General features: G+C 36.8%; 23 protein-coding genes. 9 read left to right on the top strand and 14 right to left on the bottom strand.

Features of this window, described 5'->3' with window-relative positions:
• Positions 1-15: 15 nt before the first annotated feature.
• Positions 16-762, bottom strand: a complete 747-nt coding sequence (locus CUN60_RS01725) for a Nif3-like dinuclear metal center hexameric protein (protein WP_102950376.1) — start codon at positions 760-762, stop codon at positions 16-18.
• 77 nt (positions 763-839) lie between these two features.
• Positions 840-1,472 carry a peroxiredoxin gene (locus tag CUN60_RS01720; RefSeq protein WP_102950375.1) on the bottom strand — a complete coding sequence of 211 codons (633 nt, stop codon included), beginning with the start codon at positions 1,470-1,472 and terminating at the stop codon, positions 840-842.
• Positions 1,473-1,771: 299 nt separating this feature from the next.
• Here CUN60_RS01720 and CUN60_RS13050 point away from each other — a divergent pair, with 299 nt between their 5' ends.
• The 4 genes from CUN60_RS13050 (at position 1,772) to CUN60_RS01705 (ending at position 3,444) form a co-directional block, all read left to right on the top strand.
• A complete protein-coding gene (locus CUN60_RS13050; RefSeq protein ID WP_222593284.1) occupies positions 1,772-1,948 on the top strand; it encodes a hypothetical protein in 177 nt (58 codons plus the stop codon).
• Positions 1,949-1,973: 25 nt separating this feature from the next.
• Positions 1,974-2,156 carry a hypothetical protein gene (locus tag CUN60_RS01715; RefSeq protein WP_102950374.1) on the top strand — a complete coding sequence of 61 codons (183 nt, stop codon included), beginning with the start codon at positions 1,974-1,976 and terminating at the stop codon, positions 2,154-2,156.
• Between the two features lie 108 nt (positions 2,157-2,264).
• Positions 2,265-2,741 (top strand): transcription elongation factor GreA, encoded by a 477-nt coding sequence (greA, locus tag CUN60_RS01710; RefSeq protein ID WP_102950373.1) that lies wholly within the window; start codon positions 2,265-2,267, stop codon positions 2,739-2,741.
• 178 nt (positions 2,742-2,919) lie between these two features.
• Positions 2,920-3,444 (top strand): outer membrane beta-barrel protein, encoded by a 525-nt coding sequence (locus CUN60_RS01705; RefSeq protein WP_158649244.1) that lies wholly within the window; start codon positions 2,920-2,922, stop codon positions 3,442-3,444.
• 33 nt (positions 3,445-3,477) lie between these two features.
• Here the strand turns inward: CUN60_RS01705 and CUN60_RS01700 are convergent, their stop codons facing one another.
• The 11 genes from CUN60_RS01700 to CUN60_RS01650 all read right to left on the bottom strand — a co-directional run bounded on the left by CUN60_RS01700 (position 3,478) and on the right by CUN60_RS01650 (position 13,309).
• Positions 3,478-4,605 (bottom strand): AAA family ATPase, encoded by a 1,128-nt coding sequence (locus CUN60_RS01700; RefSeq protein ID WP_158649243.1) that lies wholly within the window; start codon positions 4,603-4,605, stop codon positions 3,478-3,480.
• Positions 4,587-5,093 carry a glutamine amidotransferase-related protein gene (locus tag CUN60_RS01695; RefSeq protein ID WP_245866399.1) on the bottom strand — a complete coding sequence of 169 codons (507 nt, stop codon included), beginning with the start codon at positions 5,091-5,093 and terminating at the stop codon, positions 4,587-4,589. Before CUN60_RS01695 ends, CUN60_RS01700 begins: the two co-directional genes overlap by 19 nt.
• A complete protein-coding gene (locus tag CUN60_RS01690) occupies positions 5,069-5,296 on the bottom strand; it encodes a type 1 glutamine amidotransferase family protein (RefSeq protein ID WP_102950369.1) in 228 nt (75 codons plus the stop codon). The genes CUN60_RS01695 and CUN60_RS01690 overlap by 25 nt, the downstream gene beginning before the upstream one ends.
• A gap of 93 nt (positions 5,297-5,389) precedes the next feature.
• A complete protein-coding gene (gene lpdA / locus CUN60_RS01685; protein WP_102950368.1) occupies positions 5,390-7,144 on the bottom strand; it encodes a dihydrolipoyl dehydrogenase in 1,755 nt (584 codons plus the stop codon).
• Positions 7,145-7,214: 70 nt separating this feature from the next.
• On the bottom strand, positions 7,215-8,087 hold the full coding sequence (locus CUN60_RS01680; protein ID WP_102950367.1) for a CPBP family intramembrane glutamic endopeptidase: 873 nt from the start codon (positions 8,085-8,087) through the stop codon (positions 7,215-7,217).
• 5 nt (positions 8,088-8,092) lie between these two features.
• Positions 8,093-9,385, bottom strand: coding sequence for a peptide MFS transporter (locus tag CUN60_RS01675; protein WP_102950366.1), 1,293 nt, complete (start codon positions 9,383-9,385; stop codon positions 8,093-8,095).
• A 421-nt stretch (positions 9,386-9,806) separates the two neighbouring features.
• Positions 9,807-10,949 carry a 5-(carboxyamino)imidazole ribonucleotide synthase gene (locus CUN60_RS01670; protein ID WP_102950365.1) on the bottom strand — a complete coding sequence of 381 codons (1,143 nt, stop codon included), beginning with the start codon at positions 10,947-10,949 and terminating at the stop codon, positions 9,807-9,809.
• Entirely contained in the window at positions 10,950-11,438 is a 489-nt protein-coding gene (gene purE, locus CUN60_RS01665; RefSeq protein WP_102950364.1) for a 5-(carboxyamino)imidazole ribonucleotide mutase, read from the bottom strand.
• A gap of 12 nt (positions 11,439-11,450) precedes the next feature.
• Positions 11,451-11,840 carry an acyl-CoA thioesterase gene (locus CUN60_RS01660; protein WP_102950363.1) on the bottom strand — a complete coding sequence of 130 codons (390 nt, stop codon included), beginning with the start codon at positions 11,838-11,840 and terminating at the stop codon, positions 11,451-11,453.
• 16 nt (positions 11,841-11,856) lie between these two features.
• A complete protein-coding gene (gene alr, locus CUN60_RS01655; RefSeq protein ID WP_102950362.1) occupies positions 11,857-12,966 on the bottom strand; it encodes an alanine racemase in 1,110 nt (369 codons plus the stop codon).
• Positions 12,967-13,030: 64 nt separating this feature from the next.
• Positions 13,031-13,309 carry a hypothetical protein gene (locus CUN60_RS01650; protein WP_102950361.1) on the bottom strand — a complete coding sequence of 93 codons (279 nt, stop codon included), beginning with the start codon at positions 13,307-13,309 and terminating at the stop codon, positions 13,031-13,033.
• 124 nt (positions 13,310-13,433) lie between these two features.
• On the opposite strand from CUN60_RS01650, the gene CUN60_RS13290 reads away from it, so the two are divergent.
• The 5 genes from CUN60_RS13290 (at position 13,434) to CUN60_RS01630 (ending at position 18,140) form a co-directional block, all read left to right on the top strand.
• Positions 13,434-13,724 (top strand): cation:proton antiporter domain-containing protein, encoded by a 291-nt coding sequence (locus tag CUN60_RS13290; protein WP_222593283.1) that lies wholly within the window; start codon positions 13,434-13,436, stop codon positions 13,722-13,724.
• Complete coding sequence (locus CUN60_RS13285; RefSeq protein WP_222593282.1) at positions 13,676-15,283, top strand: cation:proton antiporter domain-containing protein; 1,608 nt, start codon at positions 13,676-13,678, stop codon at positions 15,281-15,283. Before CUN60_RS13290 ends, CUN60_RS13285 begins: the two co-directional genes overlap by 49 nt.
• A gap of 3 nt (positions 15,284-15,286) precedes the next feature.
• Complete coding sequence (locus tag CUN60_RS01640) at positions 15,287-15,886, top strand: C40 family peptidase (protein WP_102950360.1); 600 nt, start codon at positions 15,287-15,289, stop codon at positions 15,884-15,886.
• Positions 15,887-15,910: 24 nt separating this feature from the next.
• Positions 15,911-16,255 (top strand): hypothetical protein, encoded by a 345-nt coding sequence (locus CUN60_RS01635; RefSeq protein WP_102950359.1) that lies wholly within the window; start codon positions 15,911-15,913, stop codon positions 16,253-16,255.
• 82 nt (positions 16,256-16,337) lie between these two features.
• Positions 16,338-18,140, top strand: coding sequence for an ABC-F family ATP-binding cassette domain-containing protein (locus CUN60_RS01630; RefSeq protein ID WP_158649242.1), 1,803 nt, complete (start codon positions 16,338-16,340; stop codon positions 18,138-18,140).
• On the opposite strand, the gene CUN60_RS01625 is transcribed toward CUN60_RS01630, so the two are convergent.
• Positions 18,135-19,160: an NAD(P)H-dependent flavin oxidoreductase gene (locus tag CUN60_RS01625; RefSeq protein ID WP_158649241.1), complete on the bottom strand. Its 1,026-nt coding sequence runs from the start codon at positions 19,158-19,160 to the stop codon at positions 18,135-18,137. The genes CUN60_RS01630 and CUN60_RS01625 overlap by 6 nt on opposite strands.
• Positions 19,161-19,228: the final 68 nt, after the last annotated feature.

Raw genomic sequence — 19,228 nt, 5'->3', positions numbered from 1 at the left:
ATACTTAACTCTAAATTAGATCGGATTATAAATATCTATAAACTCAGCATCAAGTAGTAGTTCATCTTGTATGTATTTAGTTAAGGCTTTAATACCATACCGCTCAGTCACATAGTGTCCGCCAGCAACAAACAAAGTATTACTTTCTTCCGCCAAATGTTTTATTGGTTCTTTTACTTCACCAGTAAGATAAAGGTCAACTCCAAGATTTAATACTGTTTCAAACATTGAGTCTGCTCCACCTGTGCACCAAGCAATTTTATTTATTCTCTTTTCGGAATTGCCAAACCATAAAGGTTGATGTCCAGTTTGTAGCTGGTACAATTGGATAAATTCAGTAATAGATTGCTCGGTAGATAATTCACCAACCCATATTAACCCCTGCTCGCCAGCAGTAAAAAGTGGTTTAATTCCCAATAGCTGTCCCAATTGAGCATTATTACCATATTGTGCATGATTGTCTAGTGGTAAATGATAGGCAATCAGATTTATATTGTTTTTGATTAATTTGGAGATTCTTTGATATTTTATTCCAGTTATTGGATAAGGAGACTTATTCCAAAATATCCCGTGATGAACAAGAATTGCATGAGCTTTTTTTTCAATGGCATAGTCAATCAACTCCTGACAAATAGAAACACCAGTAACAATCTTTGAACTAGTATTAATCCCCTCAATCTGTAAGCCATTTGGGCAATAGTCACTATAGCGTTCAATTGACAATAACTGATCCAGTTTAAGAACTAGTTCTTTGGTATGCATAAATAACTCTATAAAAATAAAAACCCCACCGAGGTGGGATCTTTATATGAAGAAAGTAATTTTTTAGATCTATCTAATTACAGATCTTTTGCATGATTAGCTAGGTAATCAGCAACCCCTTGAGTTGATGCTTTCATACCTGCTTTACCTTTATTCCAACCTGCTGGGCAAACCTCACCATGCTCTTCGGTAAACTGAAGCGCATCAACCATACGCAACATTTCATCAACATTACGCCCTAGTGGAAGATCATTTACAACCATATGGCGTACAACACCATTTTTGTCAATCAAGAATGACCCGCGGTATGCAACGCCACCAGCTGCTTCAACCCCAAAACTCTGGCAAATTTCGTGTTTGATATCGGCAACAAGTGTATAACCTACTTGACCAATACCACCCTGGTTAACAGGTGTATTACGCCATGCTGCATGAGTAAAATGTGAGTCAATAGAAACACCGATTACTTCAACATTTTTAGATTTGAATTCAGCCAATCTGTGATCAAACGCGATTAATTCAGAAGGGCAAACAAACGTAAAATCAAGAGGATAAAAGAAAACTACTGCATATTTACCTTTGGTAGCTTCTTTAAAATTAAAATTATCAACTATCTCTCCAGAACCAAGAACTGCAGCTGCAGTAAAATCTGGTGCTTCTTGACCCACTAAAACTTGTGGAAAATAGAAATTTGTATCGCAACAATCCATTTTATGAACTCCTTCACATAATATCCGATAATTAAACTCGGACATTATTCTATCACTTTTAATAAAGGCATTATCCAATTAATCATTTTGCAGCGCAACATAAAATAATTACCAAATCCATTCTTACACAGCATTTTCAGCGCCTCTACCACTATTTTCGCACCATATTTTGAAGAATAAAAATCAAATATATATTGCAAATCTAGAAAATGTAATGTATAATACTGCCACGTGTTATTGATCGTTTAATACAACAAGCGATATTTTATATATAAAAAATTGTTTTCTAAGGAAATTTCATGAAAAAACTATTGGCTATTTTGATTGCTGGTGCTTTCGCTACTTCTGCTTTTGCTGCTGAGGCTTCTGCTCCTGAAGCTGCTGCTAAACCAGCTGCATCTAAAGCTCACAAAAAATCACACAAATCTAAAAAATCACACAAAAAAGCAGCATCAAAAGAAGCAGCTTCTAAATAATTAATATTTTCTTAAGGTAAATTGAATGAAAAAATTACTAGTTACTCTAATCGCTGGTGCGGTTGCTGTGTCTGCATGTTCATCTGATAAAGCTCCTGCTTCTAACAACGATTTAGTTGTTGTACAACACAAAGCATCTTCTGGTCCTGCTAAAAAACATCACCATAAGAAAAATGCTTCTATGAATTCATCTAAAGTTGGTAATTAATCTACTTTAAATCATGGATTAAAAACCGAGAGTTTATGCTCTCGGTTTTTTAATTTCATAAAGTGATATTGAATATTTTATTTATAAATTATAAATTTGGAAAAACATATGCAACGGATTCCAATGACCCAAAATGGGGCAAAACTACTCGAAGAAGAGTTGATTCGTTTAAAAGGTGCAGAACGAAGTGCTGTTATTCAGGCTATTGCTGAAGCTAGAAGTCATGGCGATATATCCGAGAATGCTGAATATGACGCAGCTAAAGAAAAACAAGCATTTATTGAAGCCAGAATCGCAGAAATTGAAGCAAAATTGTCCAGAGCAGAAATTATTACACCAAGTCAATTAAATAGTGATGGTCGGGTAGTTTTTGGTGCAATAATTGATTTGCTAGACATGGAAAGTGAAGAAGAGGTAGAGTATCAAATAGTTGGTGATGACGAGGCGGATATTAAACACAAAAAAATTTCGGTAAATACCCCTGTAGCAAGAAGCCTAATTGGTAAAATCTGTGGTGATGTAGTTGAGGTAAAAGTTCCAAACGGAATTAAAGAATATGAAATACTAAACATCAGGTTTGAATAGTTGTAGAAATACAACACCTCCATAAAAAAACAGCTTTTTTTCGCCTTAAATGGGCCTAAAAGGTGAAAAATTCAGAAAGTATATGTTATATTATTGTCTATGAGGGTAACTCGATCAAAGTTACCATGTTATGTAGCAGGGACTATAACCCAGTTGATTGTAAATGAAGGAATTAAATATGAAAAAGATTTTAGGTTTGTTACTAGGTTTGACGGCAGCTTCAGCTTTCGCTGACAATGGTTTATATGTTGGCGTTGGTGCAGGTTTGGGTTGGAATGATATAGCTTCTCCTGCAATGGCTTTTCGTTTAGATGGTGGCTATCAAATTACTCCAGGTTTTGCAATTGAAGTTGGTACCACAGGGATTACTCAATCTGGTGGTGCTATCAATGAAAATGTTCAGATGTATGATTTATCACTTAAAGGTATTTTACCTCTTGGCGATATGTTTGACTTATTTGGTCAAGTCGGTGGTGCTTACCAAACACCAGGTGCAATGAGTTATGGTTCTGGTAATTTGACAACAAATTACCCTATTAATAATGCTACATCAGCTGGATGGCAAGTATTGGTAGGTGGTGGTTTTGATATCAATCTTACTAAATCTGTAGCATTCAATGTAACTGATCTATACTATTTTGGTTCTAATAATGCTCTTGGAAACTCAAATGCATTGCTTGCTGGTATGAAGTTTGCATTCTAAGCATAAAAGCATAATAAAAAAAGATGAGTTTTATTACTCATCTTTTTTTATATCTATATCACTGTTGATTGACGTACCAAATTTATTCATATAAAGATTTATTATCTTTACCTCTAGTTCTTGTTGAAGAAGATATTTTTGTAATAGTGCAGAATGAGTAGTAATTATCACTTGCGAATTTAAGCTGGCTTCAGTGATTAATAATGCCAAGGGCTCAATTAATTCCGGATGAAGACTCATTTCTGGTTCATTTAATACCATAACACTTGGCGGTCTTGGGCTTAGTAATGCAGCTAAAAGACATAAATAACGAATTGTCCCATCAGAGAACTCCCTTATTGTAAGAGGACGCAAAATTCCATGCATTTCAAATAATACATCAAAATTAGCATTTCCATAAGAGTCTCGAATAATTAATCTAGAACCGGGAAATGCCATCTCTATAAAATAATGAAGTCTTTCCTCATCTCCAATTTCAAGTATTGTCTGTAATGCTGCAGCAAGATCATTACCATCATCGGCAATCACCGGGGTTCTGGTACAAACTTGTGGATAACGAATAATAGAATCTTCATTTGTATTAAAATTATGATAAAAACGCCAGTTAGATAACTCCAATGCCAAAGACATAATCTCTGGATATTTATGTGGATCTTTCAATTGAGATAAAACTGATTCAGAAAAATTAAGGCAAAATGGGTAGCTCTGTCTATTTCCTTCCACATCAGTTATAAATGCAGTATTTTGCTTACGCTCAAGGACTGTTGTAGAGGGTCTACGTTTTTGCCCAAGCCAGACAAACTCTTCCTTAATTTCTGGGTCGAGAGCAAACATGCTTGGTGGAATATTGGGAGGAAAGCCACAAGCAAGAGAATATGAAAAAGCATCGGTTTCAACAGCAAGCTGAAGCCTAGTTTCTTCCTTGTTAAAATTAGCTCTTCGTCGCTCACCTGCCCACATTATAGATGGCATACCACCCTCCTTAGCCAAGGATTCAGCAAAGCGTCCTCGAGGTGTTTGAGCAATTAGTCGAATTGCCTTGTAAATATTACTCTTGCCAGAACCATTTGGTCCTGTAATCAAATTAATTTGTGAAGATAATTCCAGCTCTACCTTTTGAAGAGAACGATACCCCTCAATACTTATTTGTCGGATTGCCATGAATCTAACCATCCCGACAGAAATCTACGAGTTGCTTTTTCTAAAGCAGGCGAATACTGTCTGGTTTGCATCCTTAAGCTTTGCAAAGTTACATTATTAATACCATCTAATTCATGTGCATTACCAATAAACCAGCGCTCCATACCTCTTGCATTTACTTCAGGGTGAAATTGAAGCCCAAGGATATTATTTCCAACAGTAAAAGCTTGATTTTTACAAATACTAGTTGAAGCGTGTAAAATAGCTCTATCTGGTAAATCAAACGTATCTTGATGCCAATGGAGAACCTCAATATCTTCAAGATGACGAAAATAATCATGTTCAGGATGTGACAAAATCTTTACTCTACTCCACCCCAACTCAGGGCGAGTATTCATCTTAACTTTAGCACCCAATGCAGTTGCCAGCATCTGTGCACCCAGACATACAGCTAAAATAGGTAGTCTTAGTGCTAGTCTATACCTTAAAACTGAAAGCTCATCCCGAATAAAAGGAAAATCAGCATCTTCATAAACACCAATAGGCCCCCCATCAATACCAATAAATCAGCTGGATTATCACTTAACTGAAGAAAGTCGTCATAGCCCGCATCAAAGTATTTAATTTTATAGCCATAATCAAGCAGGACTGGTTCAAAAGTACCCAAATCTTCATAAGTTATATGTCGTATAACATGTGCAGTTTTAGTCATGTGCTTTTCCCGAAAAAGGCATCATCTTAAAATAGTAGAAGCAGGCGTAAAAGCCTGCTATCTATTATACTTGATTATAAAAAGAAAGTTGAATTATTTTTTCTTTTTTGGCATATATAAATCAGTTATCGAACCATCAACAATCTCACAAGCAAAGGCTACTGACTCGGATAAAGTCGGATGAGCATGTACAGTCAAGGCAACATCATGGATATCACAATCCATTTCAATTGCAAGACAGGTCTCAGCCAATAATTCACCAGCTCCAGCACCGACAATTGCAGCTCCAATTATCTTATGCGTATTTTTGTCTGTAATGATTTTTGTAAAACCATCATCACGACCATTACCAAGTGCGCGTCCAGATGCAGCCCATGGGAATTTGCCAACCTCAATTTCTAACCCCTGAGCTTTCGCCTCAGTTTCAGTTACTCCAACCCATGCCACTTCAGGATCAGTATAAGCAATTCCAGGAATAACTCTGGCATCAAAGAATGATTTCATACCCGCGCAGTTCTCAGCTGCAACGCGTCCTTCATGAACGGCTTTATGGGCAAGCATTGGTTGACCAATTACGTCTCCAATTGCATAAATATGAGAAACGTTGGTACGCTGTTGTTTATCGGCAGGAATAAAGCCATTATCTTGTACAATTACTCCAGCTGCTTCAGCTCCAATAGTTTTTCCATTTGGTCTGCGTCCCGCTGCAACAAGAATTTTATCAAATTTCTGAGGCTCCGTTGGTGCTCCCGGACCCTCAAAAGTAACCCAGATTCCATCAATTTTTGGTTCAACTTTAGCGCACTTAGTTTTCGTAAGAATAGCTTCATAGCGTTTTTTAACTCGATTTTCAAGGACTTTCACTACATCTCGATCAGCACCTGGGATCAAGCCATCGCCAAGTTCAACTACAGTAATTTTACTGCCTAGTGTAGAATATACCTCTGCCATTTCAAGCCCGATAATACCACCACCGACAACCAACATTCTTTCTGGAATATTTTCTAATGTCAATGCTCCGGTAGAATCAATCACTCGTGGATCATCGAATGGGAATCCCGGTACTTTGAAAGAATGTGAGCCAGCTGCAATGATTGCATTTTTAAAGCGCACAGTTTTTTTACCTTCTGCGGTATCTACTTCAATGGTGTATGGTGAAGTAAATTTCGCTAGCCCCTGAACCTTCTGAACTTTACGTTGTTTTGCTAATCCATCAAGACCCTTAGTCAATTTGCCGACTACACCAGATTTAAAATCGCGAATCTTATCAATATCAAGTGCTGGTTTACCAAAAGAAACTCCGTGATGACTCATTTCATCTGCTTCATTTATTACTTTTGCAACATGCAATAAAGCTTTTGATGGAATACAACCAACATTGAGACAAACGCCACCTAATGTAGGGTGCTTCTCGATTAATACTGTATTTAAGCCTAGATCAGCTGAGCGGAACGCAGCAGTGTAACCGCCTGGACCTGCACCAAGCACTACAACATCACAGCTAATTTCACCAGCAACAGGAGCTGGGGCAGTAGCAGCTTGTGGAGCTGTGATTTCTTTAGCTGGCACTTCTTTTGTTGCCGGAGCAGGATCAGCTGATTTAGTCTCACCAGCAGCTTCGACTTTAATAATTACATCACCTTCATTTATTTTTGACCCGACTTTAACTAGGACTTCAGTTATTGTTCCTGCTTTATCTGCAGGGACTTCCATTGTTGCCTTGTCTGTTTCAAGCATAATCAGATTATCATCAATGTTTATTTTATCGCCAATTTTTACATATACTTCAGCAACATTTACATCACTGTGTCCACCAATATCAGGAACTCTGATTTCCAAGATGCTCATATAAAACCCTTAATTTAAAATAAATAATTAAAATGAAAAACTATGCTAAGTTATATACTAACCGCAGGACTTAATAAATCATTACCGGTAAAAAGTTTCCAAGCCCATAAAAAGCTAACACCAGACAAAAAGTCAGGCTAATTGCAAAATGCATCAAGATAGCCACCTCGATTTTACCTGATTTTCTATATATATATCCATATGCACCGCCCACAAAGCAGCTAAAAAACCCAATAAAAACCCCAAATTTAACATGGAATAAGCCATAGACTATACTCACTATCAGAATTGCTACCCACCCCAAACTTGGTCCAATTTTGATACGAATAACTTGAATTAGCCAGTTTTGTAAAATACCGCGAAATAGTACCTCTTCTGCAAAGGCAATTAAAAAAGCGTTTAAAACCAAAGTACTTAGATGTAAGCTATCTATATTAAAATCCATAAAAAAGTATAGTAATATAATCAAAGGAATTAATAATACGATATAAACAAGGAATAAAATTGACCAAGCAGAAGTAAATACTTCTTTCCAATATTTTAAGGATAGTTTAGGGTTAAACTGATACGCAGCCAGCAGAATCGCTGCTAAAATCTTTTCAAAATTAAGGTTTATGACAAAGCGCTGCTGAGATTTTAATAGTTCTAATTGTCCAGACCAGCTTAATATTCGCCCGTCATAATCTTCACTAAATAATGCCCAGAATACAAGCATAAGTAAAATTATTCTTAGTACGGTACTTTTGTCGCCATCCCTCTGAATAAAATGATAACCCGCAAAAGTTAAAATCATGATAATAATTACAGAAGAAAAGCTGATTTCATTTAGATAACTAGCATAAACTGCAAGCAATAAAGTACCAGCTACTGCATATACATTTGGCAATATCCAGAGGCTTAATATTAAAATGGCAAGAAATAAGGAAAGTAAAAAATTATCCATAGCTTCTAAGACTGAATAACTTTCTCAATTTTTTTATCAGTAAGCATATGCCCGATTGCAAAAGCTATGCATAGTCCGATTACCCACCAGAATAAAATTACCGGATTCATTTCTTGTGTCCAAGCGCCAAATTCACCACCAATCCACGCTCCAATCGCCCAAGAAATTCCCATGTTTAACGATACCAATGTTGCTGAATAACCATGTGGAGCAAAAGTTGTTGCTGCGGCTAGCAATACTGGTAAAGTTAGCAACTCACTTAATGAGAAGAATGTATAAAAACCTATAATATAACCTGAGCTACCAATATAATGGGGATTTGCTCCGATTGCCTTTACAAGCGGCAATAAAACTAGACTCCCGGCAGCAACCAACACATAACCGATTGCCAATTTACGACTAAGGGTCAAGTCACTACCTGTCTTATTTTTAAACCATTGGTAAAAAGTTGCCACAATTGGTGAATAGATGATAATCAATAAACCATACATTCCATAGTACCATGTAGATGGAATGGTAAAACTTCCAATTGCTCGATCAATATTTTTATCTGCATATAATGTAAGCAATCCATACGGCAACACATAAATAACATTCCAGAATATATTGCTCACACAAAGACCAAGGTATACTGCAACTTTTTTCTTTTCTACTACTGTCCAAGGCACTTTTACATGCTCAGACTTATGTAGTAAATTTCCAACATCTTTTAGGCTTCGGTTTTTTGCTACCTGAAAATTAAGAATGCCAATTAACAAACCAAATGCAGCCATTGCAAATGCATAATCATAGCCATATTTTTCCTGAACTACCCCGCCAATCATTGGCCCCAAAAAGCCACCAATATTAATCGACATATAAAATATTGCAAAGGATGATTCTTTGCGGGAGGTTTCACTCGGTTTGAAGAATTCTCCAACCATAGCACTGATGGCTGGTTTCATCAAACCACAGCCAACGATTAGTAAAGCCAACCCAAGGTACATCGCTTTTACGCCGGGAAAGGCCAGCGAAGCATGTCCACACATCATAATGAAAGAACCCAGCAAAACAGCCAGCTTTCTACCGATAACTTTATCTGCTATAACACCACCAATTATCGGTGATACATATACCAATGCACCATAATATCCCACTAACCGCAAAGCATCTGCCTGGCTCCAACCAAGACCGCCTTCGGTTACTTTTGCTGCAGCATATAGTACAAGTAAGCTTTGCATTGTATAAAAGCTAAATCGCTCCCACATTTCTACTGAAGATAGAGCAATAACACCACGAGGGTAACTAAACTTTGCCATAATCAAGACCTTCCAAATAAAACAAGAAAGCTAGATTCCCACATACAACTTTGTATCGCAGCTAATCTATCAATAAATCTGTTCAAATAACAAAAATGTAAAGCCAAGTATTGCCACCCTAGGGTAGCAATTCAGAACTTTAAATGGTTCGAACAGAGTAATTTGGAATTATAATACATCTGATGAGCTCACATAATAACATTTTACCACTCAGGGCTGGTATATTAAATTAGGTATGATAATCCTGAAATATTTGACACGACTTTACGCTTAAAAAGTACTATTAACTTAGATATAAGACTTATCCATTAAAACTGCTACAATATGTTTGCAAGGATTGAAAGTAAGATACGCGGTTTACATTAAAAGTAAGTAAGGACATTATGACAAAGTTATTGCGGCATAGAGCAAGCAGTTATACTTAAATAAAATTAAGGGATTGCTTCAATTTCATAACTTTATCTTCAAGTAATAAGCGATCTTTACCAGTTAAAGATAAATGCCCCATCTTGCGGGCTTTTTTAGCTTCCAACTTCTCATACCAATGAAATTTGGCATTACTATCGGCACATAGCTTAGCAAAAGCATCTCTATTATCAAGCCAAACATCGCCCAAGAGATTTAGCATCGCACCAGGAATCTTAACCTCGGTATCGCCTAGAGGTAGCCCACAAATCGCTCTTAGTTGTTGTTCAAACTGTGAAGTTATGCACGATTCAATAGTAATATGCCCCGAATTATGTGGTCTTGGAGCAATCTCATTTACCAGTATCCGGTTATCGATAGTTATAAAAAACTCGATTGTCAGTATGCCAATATAATCAAGTGCTTCAACCATTGAAATTGCAGCATTATTTGCCCGACTCAGAATATCTGCACTTAAATTTGCGGGGATGTAGCTAATATCAAGGATTCCATCACGATGATAGTTTTCAATGAGTGGAAAGCATTTTGCACCAGTCTGATTCCGCGCAACAATAACTGAACATTCATACGCCAGATCAACCAATTTTTCCAAAATACATTCACCACCAAGCTGTTGATAAGCCACCACTAACTCTGCTAAATCCTTCACACGAATTTGACCTTTGCCATCATAACCAAGTGTAGTTGTTTTTAAAATAGCTGGAAACATATCTGTTCCAATTAATTCTATATCATCTTGATTATTTATAATCTTAAATTCGGCAGTTTCCAAGCCAATTGAACGGAAGAATGATTTTTCGTTACCTCGATTCTGAGCAATTCTAATCGAATTTTCATCCGGATAAACCTGACAACCAAAATCTTTGAGTAGCCTAATTGACGCTGCGGGTACGTTCTCAAATTCAGTGGTAACCACTCGACTAAGTTTAGCTAGCTCTAGTAATCCATCCTGACTATCATAAGGCTTAGTTATATGGTGATTGGCAAATGGAGCTGCTGGACAATCTTTACTAGGCTCAAGAATAGCAACCTGATAACCCATTTGCCTTGCTACCATCGCAAGCATCCGTCCTAACTGCCCACCACCAAGGATACCAATACACTCCGTTGGTAATATTGTCTGTTGTCTAGCTACCATTTATTCAACTTCCGGCAATGTCATATTAAGCACTGTTTGTGCTTGCATTTTACGAAATTCATGTAATTTTACGGCAAGTTCTGGTTTATAACAAGCAAGAATCTGCACCGCTAAAAGCCCGGCATTAGTTGCACCAGCTTCACCAATTGCCAACGTCCCAACAGGGATTCCTTTTGGCATTTGTACGATAGAATATAATGAATCCTGCCCTTTCAAGTATTTAGAAGGAACTGGAACCCCAAGTACTGGAACAATAGTCTTCGCAGCAAGCATTCCTGGCAAATGAGCGGCTCCACCAGCTCCAGCAATAATCACTTTTAAGCCATGGGTTTCAGCTGCTTCAGCATATTCAAAAAGCAAATCTGGCGTGCGGTGTGCCGAGACCACCAATGCTTCATAATTAACCCCAAAATCTTTTAAAACTTTGACTGCATGCTCCATCACATCCCAGTCAGAGTTACTTCCCATAACAACACCAACTTCTATCATTGATTTTCTCCTTTAGCCTTTAGCTAGGTTTTGCAACCATTGTGGTACTACCACTACCTTTTTATTTCTATCCAAAAATGCAAGGCGTATTATAGCATTGGCAGCTACCTCACCCTCGTTTTTAGTAACCTGATAGTTTAAGCGCAATTTCATCGGACTTAAGAGTTCAAGATTCATCTTAACTGTAATTTTTTCACCATAAAAGCATTCTTTACGATAATTACATTGTAATTCAGCAACAACTAACCCAGTTCCTAAACCATCGACATCAATTTCACTATAACCGCTTTTACGTAAAAATCTTACTCGGGTTTCATGTAGATAATTAAGTAATGCCAGATGATCCATATGATTACCATAATTAATATCACGAATTGTCAGAAAATATTGCTCCTGATACACTTTTTACTCCAAATAATTAAACAACTACGCGTGAAATCCGCTCATTAAACCCAACTAAAACCTCATAAATTATCGTATCAAGCTTACTGGCTAGTTCTTCTATTTTTAATTCTTGATCACCTTGTTTACCGATCAAAACTACTTCATCACCAACATAGGCTTCACCATTAGAACCAATATCGACCATAAACATATCCATACAGATAGTCCCAGAAATCCGATAACGCTTATTCCGAATTATTACTTCGCCAGAATTAGATAGTCCACGTCGATAACCATCACCATAACCAATAGGAATGGTAATAATCCGTGTCATTTCAGAAGTATGATAACGGTGATTATAACTGATTCCAACCCCTTTATTTACTACCTTAAAATAACTAACTCGACTTTTCAGACTAAAACAGGGGCTAATTTCGGCTAGATTACCTGTAATTAAATTTTCACCCGGAAAATAGCCGTAACTAAGAAGCCCCGGACGCACCATATCAAAATAGCTGGAAGGATGATAACATACGCCACCAGAATTAGCTAAGTGGCAGATTACTGATGGTTTTCTGACTTTTACCGTTTCTACAATTGCACTAAATGAAGTAATTTGAGCCTCAGTTACCCATTTATCTGTGGCTTCACTCATTGCTAGATGCGAATAAACGCCAGTTAATATCAATACGCTACTAGCTAAGACAAAATCAAGCAAAGGATTAAAACTCTCCGGGCGAATACCAACCCGATTCATACCAGTATCTACCTTTATCTGAACCTTACATTTTTTATCATATTTAAGACAATATTCATGCACTAGTGTGGCTTTATACATTGAAGAAATAGTAATTTCAAGATTATTCTCAACTAACCCACGAATCTGTTCTTCATCTATCGCACCAAAAACCAAAATCGGCTTACTAACCCCGCTTTGCCGTAAACTAATCCCCTCATCAAGACAGGCAACTCCAAAGTAATCAACCAAAGGTTCTGCAAGCTGTGCCACAGATATTAATCCATGACCATAAGCATTTGCCTTAATAGGTAATAATAATCTAACCCCCACTCCAATTTGCTTACGAATCTGGACTAGATTATTCTCAAATATTTTCTTATTTATCTCAATCACTGTAGGATGCATCTGACTACCCAATAAAAAAGGCGAGTTATAATTTTAACTCACCTTTAGTAATTCTACAAGCTAATTAGATTGAAGTACATTTAGCCAAAGTAATATTTCCAACTGAGTCAACTTTACAATCAACCATTTTTTTAGAACGATCATCAACAAACACTACATCTGTTTTTTTGTCTTGATATTTTTTACAGTGCATATCTTTAACTTTATCTTTGCTAATACCATCATCAATATGCTGACCATGGCATTCCATTTTTGTGCTATCAAAATCAACTGTAGTTACTTTTTCAGCAAATGCAGTAGAAATACAAGAAACCGCAGCTAAAGCAATCAATAATTTTTTCATAATTTTCCTCTAGGTAAAAATGTTAATAGTATAATATTTGAAGGCTAACATTATATACTATTTTACACATTCATTTTCGGCAAAAAAATGCCAACTATAATTTTTATTTTCTGATGCTAATACAATGGATAACACTCAAATATTTTTTCAAGCATTCATCTACCTTCTTGCCGCGGTTATAACTGTACCGATTATTAAACGCCTCGGACTTGGCTCGGTATTGGGTTATCTTCTAGCCGGAATCATAATTGGACCTTACGTATTTGGTTTAGTTGGCAATCATACCGAAACCATCATGCATTTTGCCGAATTTGGTGTCGTTATGATGTTATTTTTGGTTGGACTAGAATTACGCCCATCAATGCTTTGGGAATTAAGAAAACCCCTCCTCGTAACCGGGGGCTACAGGTTATAGTTACAACTCTAGTAATCACAATTCTTGCCATTTTATGTGGCTTACCATTAAATTCAGCATTTGCTCTAGGAATGATATTTACCTCCTCGTCAACTGCAATAGTTCTCCAAATGCTACAAGAAAAAGGCTGGATAAAACTCGATGCAGGCAACACAATTTTTGCAGTACTACTTTTTCAGGATATTGCAGTAATCCCAATGTTAGCAATATTCCCCTTACTTGGTAATCAGGTAGCAACTACAACACCAGATAAACTTTCTCATCTACAACAAGCACTATTGATAACCATAATTTTATTTGCCCTTATCCTAGGCAGTAAATATCTATTAAGACCAGTTTTTAAATTCATTGCAACTTCAAAACTAAATGAAGCGTTTACTGCCCTGGCACTTCTTCTGATTATTGGAATTACACTTGCAATGAACTACGTAGGGTTATCACCAGCCATGGGGGCATTTATAGCTGGAGTAGTCCTTGCTGAGAGCGAATATCGGCACGAACTGGAAGCTGATATTGAGCCATTTAAGGGCTTACTACTGGGGTTATTTTTCATCTCTGTTGGAACCAATATTGACTTTACAATAATTGCCAATCACCTAGTTTTAATATTTATCCTTGTTGTGGCATTGATGGTAATAAAATTCTTAGTGTTATTTATCCTAACTAAACTAATCTGTAAACAAGGTAAAGATGTCTGGCTGATTGCCTTAACATTGGCACAAGGTGGCGAATTTTGTTTTGTACTAATTTCATACGCTAGCCAAAATAATATATTTGCAACTGAGTTAGCCCGAGAACTGGTTGCTGTTGTAGCAATATCAATGCTATTAACACCATTAATCATGATTATTTATGAAAAATATATTACTCGATTACTAGCACCAGCAAATCAAGAATTGGCGCCAGATGTAATTAATCAGGAAAATCCAGTAATTATTGCTGGTTTTGGCCGCTTTGGACAAATCATTGGACGTTTTTTGCTGGCAAATAAAGTAAAAAGCACCATATTAGATATTGATCCAAATCAGGTAGATACGGTACGTAAATTTGGACATAAAGTTTTCTATGGTGATGCAGAGCGGCTTGATCTACTCGAAATAGCAGGTTTGGCTACTGCAAAGCTACTAGTTATTGCAATTGATGATAGCATTAAGGCTCTAAAAATAGCAACACTGGTAAGACAAAGTTATCCTAATGTCAAAATAATATTAAGAGTTAGAAGCCGAACTGATGTATATGAGGCGCTAAATCAGGGATTTAAACCTGAAGAAATTTACCGTGAAACTTTTGATAGTGCATTAAATACTGCTATTGCCAGCTTTAAATTTCTTGGAGCAAGTAACAAGCAAGCAGAATTAGCTGCGAATGACTTTAGACAGCTAGATATGGAGCAATTACTAAAAATGCAACCTTACTATACTGGAAAAATGAATGACGACTACATCACTCAAGCCAGATTAAATAGTGAACAATTGGAAAATATTCTGACCTTAGACAATGAAGAAATCAATGATCCAAATATAGAGCCAATTTTAGCAAATAAGTCATCTGGAGAATAAAGCATGATTAAGAAACTACTCCCTTTTTGCCTATTGATAAGTGTTTTCAATACATATGCTGAATGCAATTATCAGGCTAGTGTAACTAGCGATTTTGCTTGGCGTGATAGCTTATCCGAATATAAAAGTCCAAACTACCGTGATAGCTGGGGACCCAAGCCAGCTAGTTATCCAGCACCACAAATCCCAGCCGATTGTGACCCTGTCAAATGGCAGCAACAAAGAATTGTTGCCGTTGCCGAAAAATATATTGGCCTACCTTATAAACATCATCATATCCCCGAATTTGACAATGGAAGTGGTGCTGGACTTGATTGTTCCAATTTTACCTCATGGGTATATAATTATGGTCTTGGCATAAAGATAAATAGTGATATTTCAAAACAGGCAGATACCGCAGGTCGGATACTATCTCCGAACGAGCCGCTACAACCTGGGGATTTATTATTTATTCGCACCATTGATGATAGCCGAATTTCCCATGTTGTGATTTATATTGATCCAAACCATATTATTGATGATCATGGTAGTGGCGTTAAAATCCGTGAATTTAAAGGCTGGTATAAAAATCATTTTGCCTATGCCCGTAGAATTATAAATTAGCCTATATTTTAAGAAAGAATTTTGATGAAAAAGATTGTATTATCTTTGTTATGTTTTAGCTTACTTGGATGTATTCAGACAGAAAGTGGCGAGAAGGTTGGAATCCCAACCAAGCTTGGCAAAGAAGGCTTTTGGTGTCGGAATATAGTTGGGAGTATAGTTCGTGGTGGACTCTCTAATGGCGATGGCGCAATGGCAGGTAGTTTTGATTTTTATGTAACTAACTCTAGTGCAAGAGAAGTTATTGAAGAAGCAATGAATACCCGCCAAGAAGTTAAAATTCATTATCATAAAGATAAATTTTTGATTTCATTCTGCCTTGATAAATCAAAATATCTAGTTGATGATGCTGAATTATTAAAAAAATAAGCACAAATCTATCTACCTCAAAATTGAAAGATCTTGAGGTATGCTACAATCTTGCCATAAAATAAAATGGATAATATATTCTATGCTTTCGGTAAAAAATCTTACTTTGGCCTATGGCAATAAAAAACTTCTTGATAATTCTAGCCTACAATTATATAAGAACCAGATCGTTGGACTGGTCGGACAAAATGGAACAGGGAAAACCTCGTTTTTTAAACTGATTCTCGGGGAAAATCATCCTGAATCTGGTGACTGCACAATTCCTGCTGGCACGTTAATCAGCTACATTGAGCAAGAAATAGAAGATGTTAATATTGCGATTATAGAATATGTATTAAATGCCCACCATATTTATCGCGAAGATCATACCGATCTACCCGAATATTACCAGCTAAGGCCACGAGCAGAAAAACTATTGGTAAATCTTGGATTCAAACCAGAAGATGCCGAACGTCCACTAAATGAATTTTCGGGTGGTTGGCAGATGCGGGTAAATCTTGCCAAAGCGCTATTTTGCCCAAGCGATTTGCTATTACTTGATGAGCCAACCAACCATTTGGATATTGAAACGGTAATCTGGCTTGAAAATTGGCTAAAAAGCTATCAAGGCTTAGCAATTATCATTTCTCATGATAGAGAGTTTCTTGATAATGTTACCCAATACACTGTCCATGTTGCCAATCAAAAATTAACCCTCTATAATGGCAATTATTCAACTTTTGAACGTACTCGCGCCGAACAGCTGGAGCTAGAACAAAAAACTGCTGCCAAAACCCAAGCGAGAATAGATCATTTGCAGAGTTTTGTTGACCGCTTTAAAGCCAAAGCAACCAAAGCCAAACAGGCGCAAAGTCGAATGAAAATGATAGAAAAGCTGCGTTTCTCGCCAACCTTTAATAGTGAACGTAATTATTCCATCGATTTTTTCACTCCCGAATATACCTCTGACCTTCTTTTAACAGTTATTGATGCAAAAATTGGCTATCCGGATAAGACTTTAATAGATAAAGTAAATTTGCAAATCTTTACTAGTGACCGGATCGGGTTACTTGGGCGTAACGGCAAAGGGAAAACTAGTCTTATCAAGGCTATTATCGAAGGTGGTAGCCTACTATCCGGTGATGTCGAGATGAATAGCAAAATCAGGATTGGTTATTTTGCCCAACAAACCATCGAAGTACTAACAGATAATGATACTCCGTTTAGTATTATCCATAATACCAATAAAACGATGCGCGAACAGGAAATTTATAATTATCTCGGACGCTTCGGTTTTAACGCTGATAAAAGTAAAGAATCTGTTGGCAAATTCTCTGGTGGTGAAAAAGCCCGTTTGATTCTGGCGTCAATAATCTTGACTAAGCCAAATATATTATTTCTGGATGAGCCAACCAATCATTTAGACATGCAAATGCGCGAGGAGTTAGCAACCAGCTTACAGGAATTTGAAGGAGCAGTAATACTGGTATCACATGATAAATTTTTGCTACAAGGTGTTGCCGATGATTTTTATCTGATAGAAGATAATAAATTGCTGCCATTTTCTGGTAGCTTGGATGATTATGAAAGCTATCTACTAAAAAAAGAAGAATCGCAAACTAGCAATAAACTCAAGCCATCAATGGAGAAAGAAAAGCCTAGCGATGTAGCGGCTACATTTAAGCAAGCCAATAAATTACGTCATGATATTCTACAGACCGAGAAACTCATGGAAAAATTACAAGGTCAGCTAGATAAGCTAACTACCGAGTTGGAGCAGGCGAATCAGAATGGTAATTTAGAAGAGTTAGTTACGATTAATAGCAAGCAGGAACAAGTGAACCTTGAATTAAATAAGGCTGAAGAGGAATGGCTTGACCTTCAATCTCAACTGGAAAATTTATAGACCATTAATGTATTCCAGATACTTATGCTGTAACTCTACTATCAATTTATCAGTTTCAATAAACTGATACTTATCATGCTGACCAAGCCAAATGCCAGCCCATTCAAAGTTACCACTATTTTTTGCCATTGCACGTAGTCTTGAACTGGCATAATGCTGTGCTGGATAATTAAAATCTGGAAAATCAAGGTAGTTAAATAGCTCATTCTTAATACTTCTTACCCATTTGCCAGTAATTCCTTTGGTTAATTCAGTTGCCAAGCTCGGTTTATTCAAGATAAAACTTTGCTGTTCATAGCTTATCCCAGCACAATCACTTAGCATAAATAACGTTCCTAACTGAAGAAAATCAGCTCCAGCATTCCAGTATTGATAAATATTTTGTAGATTTATACCGCCAGCAGCGACTAAAGGAAGCCCAAGATTAGATTCTCGAATTTGCTTAGTTAGCTCTAGCGTAGTAAACTGATTTGCATTTGTAGTTGATAAAAAACTCCCTTGATGACCACCAGCCTCACTACCTTGTATGATCAAGGCATCAACATTATGTTTTTTAGCTAGATACGCCTCTTCAAGATTTGTAACAGTTGCTAATACAGATATACCATTTTGTTGAAATGATGCAGTTACTTCTGGTGAAAATAGACCAAAAGTTGTACTAACTGCTGGAATTGCGTACTTTATCGCCAGTTCAAGATAATCATTAACATGAAGCGTTGGTGGAATAATAAAAGACTCTTCTAATGATAAACCTAGCCTATTCTCTGCCTCAATGATCCTTTGTGGCTTTGGAGAAATAATAGAAGTCTCACGATAATCTTCAACAAAAACATTTAATATTACTGGAGCAGAAGTTAAATTACGGGTTTTGATTATAAAGTCTTCTAGACTCTCCTTACTAAGATAACCCGCGGGAATACTTCCCAGAAGTCCGCTATTTGATACTCTAGCGACCAATTCAGCTGTAACAACTCCACCTGCCATTGGTGCCTGAATAATTGGATACTTAACTTTAATCAACTTTGTACGCCCTCTAATATTTTCAAAACTTCTAGAACTCATCACAAAAGAGCCTGTTTTATAGGGAT

The organism is Aquella oligotrophica (genome assembly GCF_002892535.1).
Lineage (GTDB): Bacteria > Pseudomonadota > Gammaproteobacteria > Burkholderiales > UBA11063 > Aquella > Aquella oligotrophica.
The sequence above is the reverse complement of the archived record's forward strand: the minus strand, read 5'-3'. Positions and strand labels throughout refer to the sequence as shown.

Coding starts and splice junctions, on each gene's coding strand:
- CUN60_RS01630 (WP_158649242.1), top strand. CDS start 16,338: ATGCTTTCGGTAAAAAATCTTACTTTGGCCTATGGCAATAAAAAACTT.
- CUN60_RS01720 (WP_102950375.1), bottom strand. CDS start 1,472: ATGGATTGTTGCGATACAAATTTCTATTTTCCACAAGTTTTAGTGGGT.
- CUN60_RS13050 (WP_222593284.1), top strand. CDS start 1,772: ATGAAAAAACTATTGGCTATTTTGATTGCTGGTGCTTTCGCTACTTCT.
- CUN60_RS01680 (WP_102950367.1), bottom strand. CDS start 8,087: ATGGATAATTTTTTACTTTCCTTATTTCTTGCCATTTTAATATTAAGC.
- CUN60_RS01635 (WP_102950359.1), top strand. CDS start 15,911: ATGAAAAAGATTGTATTATCTTTGTTATGTTTTAGCTTACTTGGATGT.
- greA (WP_102950373.1), top strand. CDS start 2,265: ATGCAACGGATTCCAATGACCCAAAATGGGGCAAAACTACTCGAAGAA.
- CUN60_RS01670 (WP_102950365.1), bottom strand. CDS start 10,949: ATGGTAGCTAGACAACAGACAATATTACCAACGGAGTGTATTGGTATC.
- CUN60_RS01725 (WP_102950376.1), bottom strand. CDS start 762: ATGCATACCAAAGAACTAGTTCTTAAACTGGATCAGTTATTGTCAATT.
- CUN60_RS01700 (WP_158649243.1), bottom strand. CDS start 4,605: ATGGCAATCCGACAAATAAGTATTGAGGGGTATCGTTCTCTTCAAAAG.
- lpdA (WP_102950368.1), bottom strand. CDS start 7,144: ATGAGCATCTTGGAAATCAGAGTTCCTGATATTGGTGGACACAGTGAT.
- purE (WP_102950364.1), bottom strand. CDS start 11,438: ATGATAGAAGTTGGTGTTGTTATGGGAAGTAACTCTGACTGGGATGTG.
- CUN60_RS01705 (WP_158649244.1), top strand. CDS start 2,920: ATGAAAAAGATTTTAGGTTTGTTACTAGGTTTGACGGCAGCTTCAGCT.
- CUN60_RS01690 (WP_102950369.1), bottom strand. CDS start 5,296: ATGACTAAAACTGCACATGTTATACGACATATAACTTATGAAGATTTG.
- CUN60_RS01675 (WP_102950366.1), bottom strand. CDS start 9,385: ATGGCAAAGTTTAGTTACCCTCGTGGTGTTATTGCTCTATCTTCAGTA.
- CUN60_RS01640 (WP_102950360.1), top strand. CDS start 15,287: ATGATTAAGAAACTACTCCCTTTTTGCCTATTGATAAGTGTTTTCAAT.
- alr (WP_102950362.1), bottom strand. CDS start 12,966: ATGCATCCTACAGTGATTGAGATAAATAAGAAAATATTTGAGAATAAT.
- CUN60_RS01650 (WP_102950361.1), bottom strand. CDS start 13,309: ATGAAAAAATTATTGATTGCTTTAGCTGCGGTTTCTTGTATTTCTACT.
- CUN60_RS01715 (WP_102950374.1), top strand. CDS start 1,974: ATGAAAAAATTACTAGTTACTCTAATCGCTGGTGCGGTTGCTGTGTCT.
- CUN60_RS13290 (WP_222593283.1), top strand. CDS start 13,434: ATGGATAACACTCAAATATTTTTTCAAGCATTCATCTACCTTCTTGCC.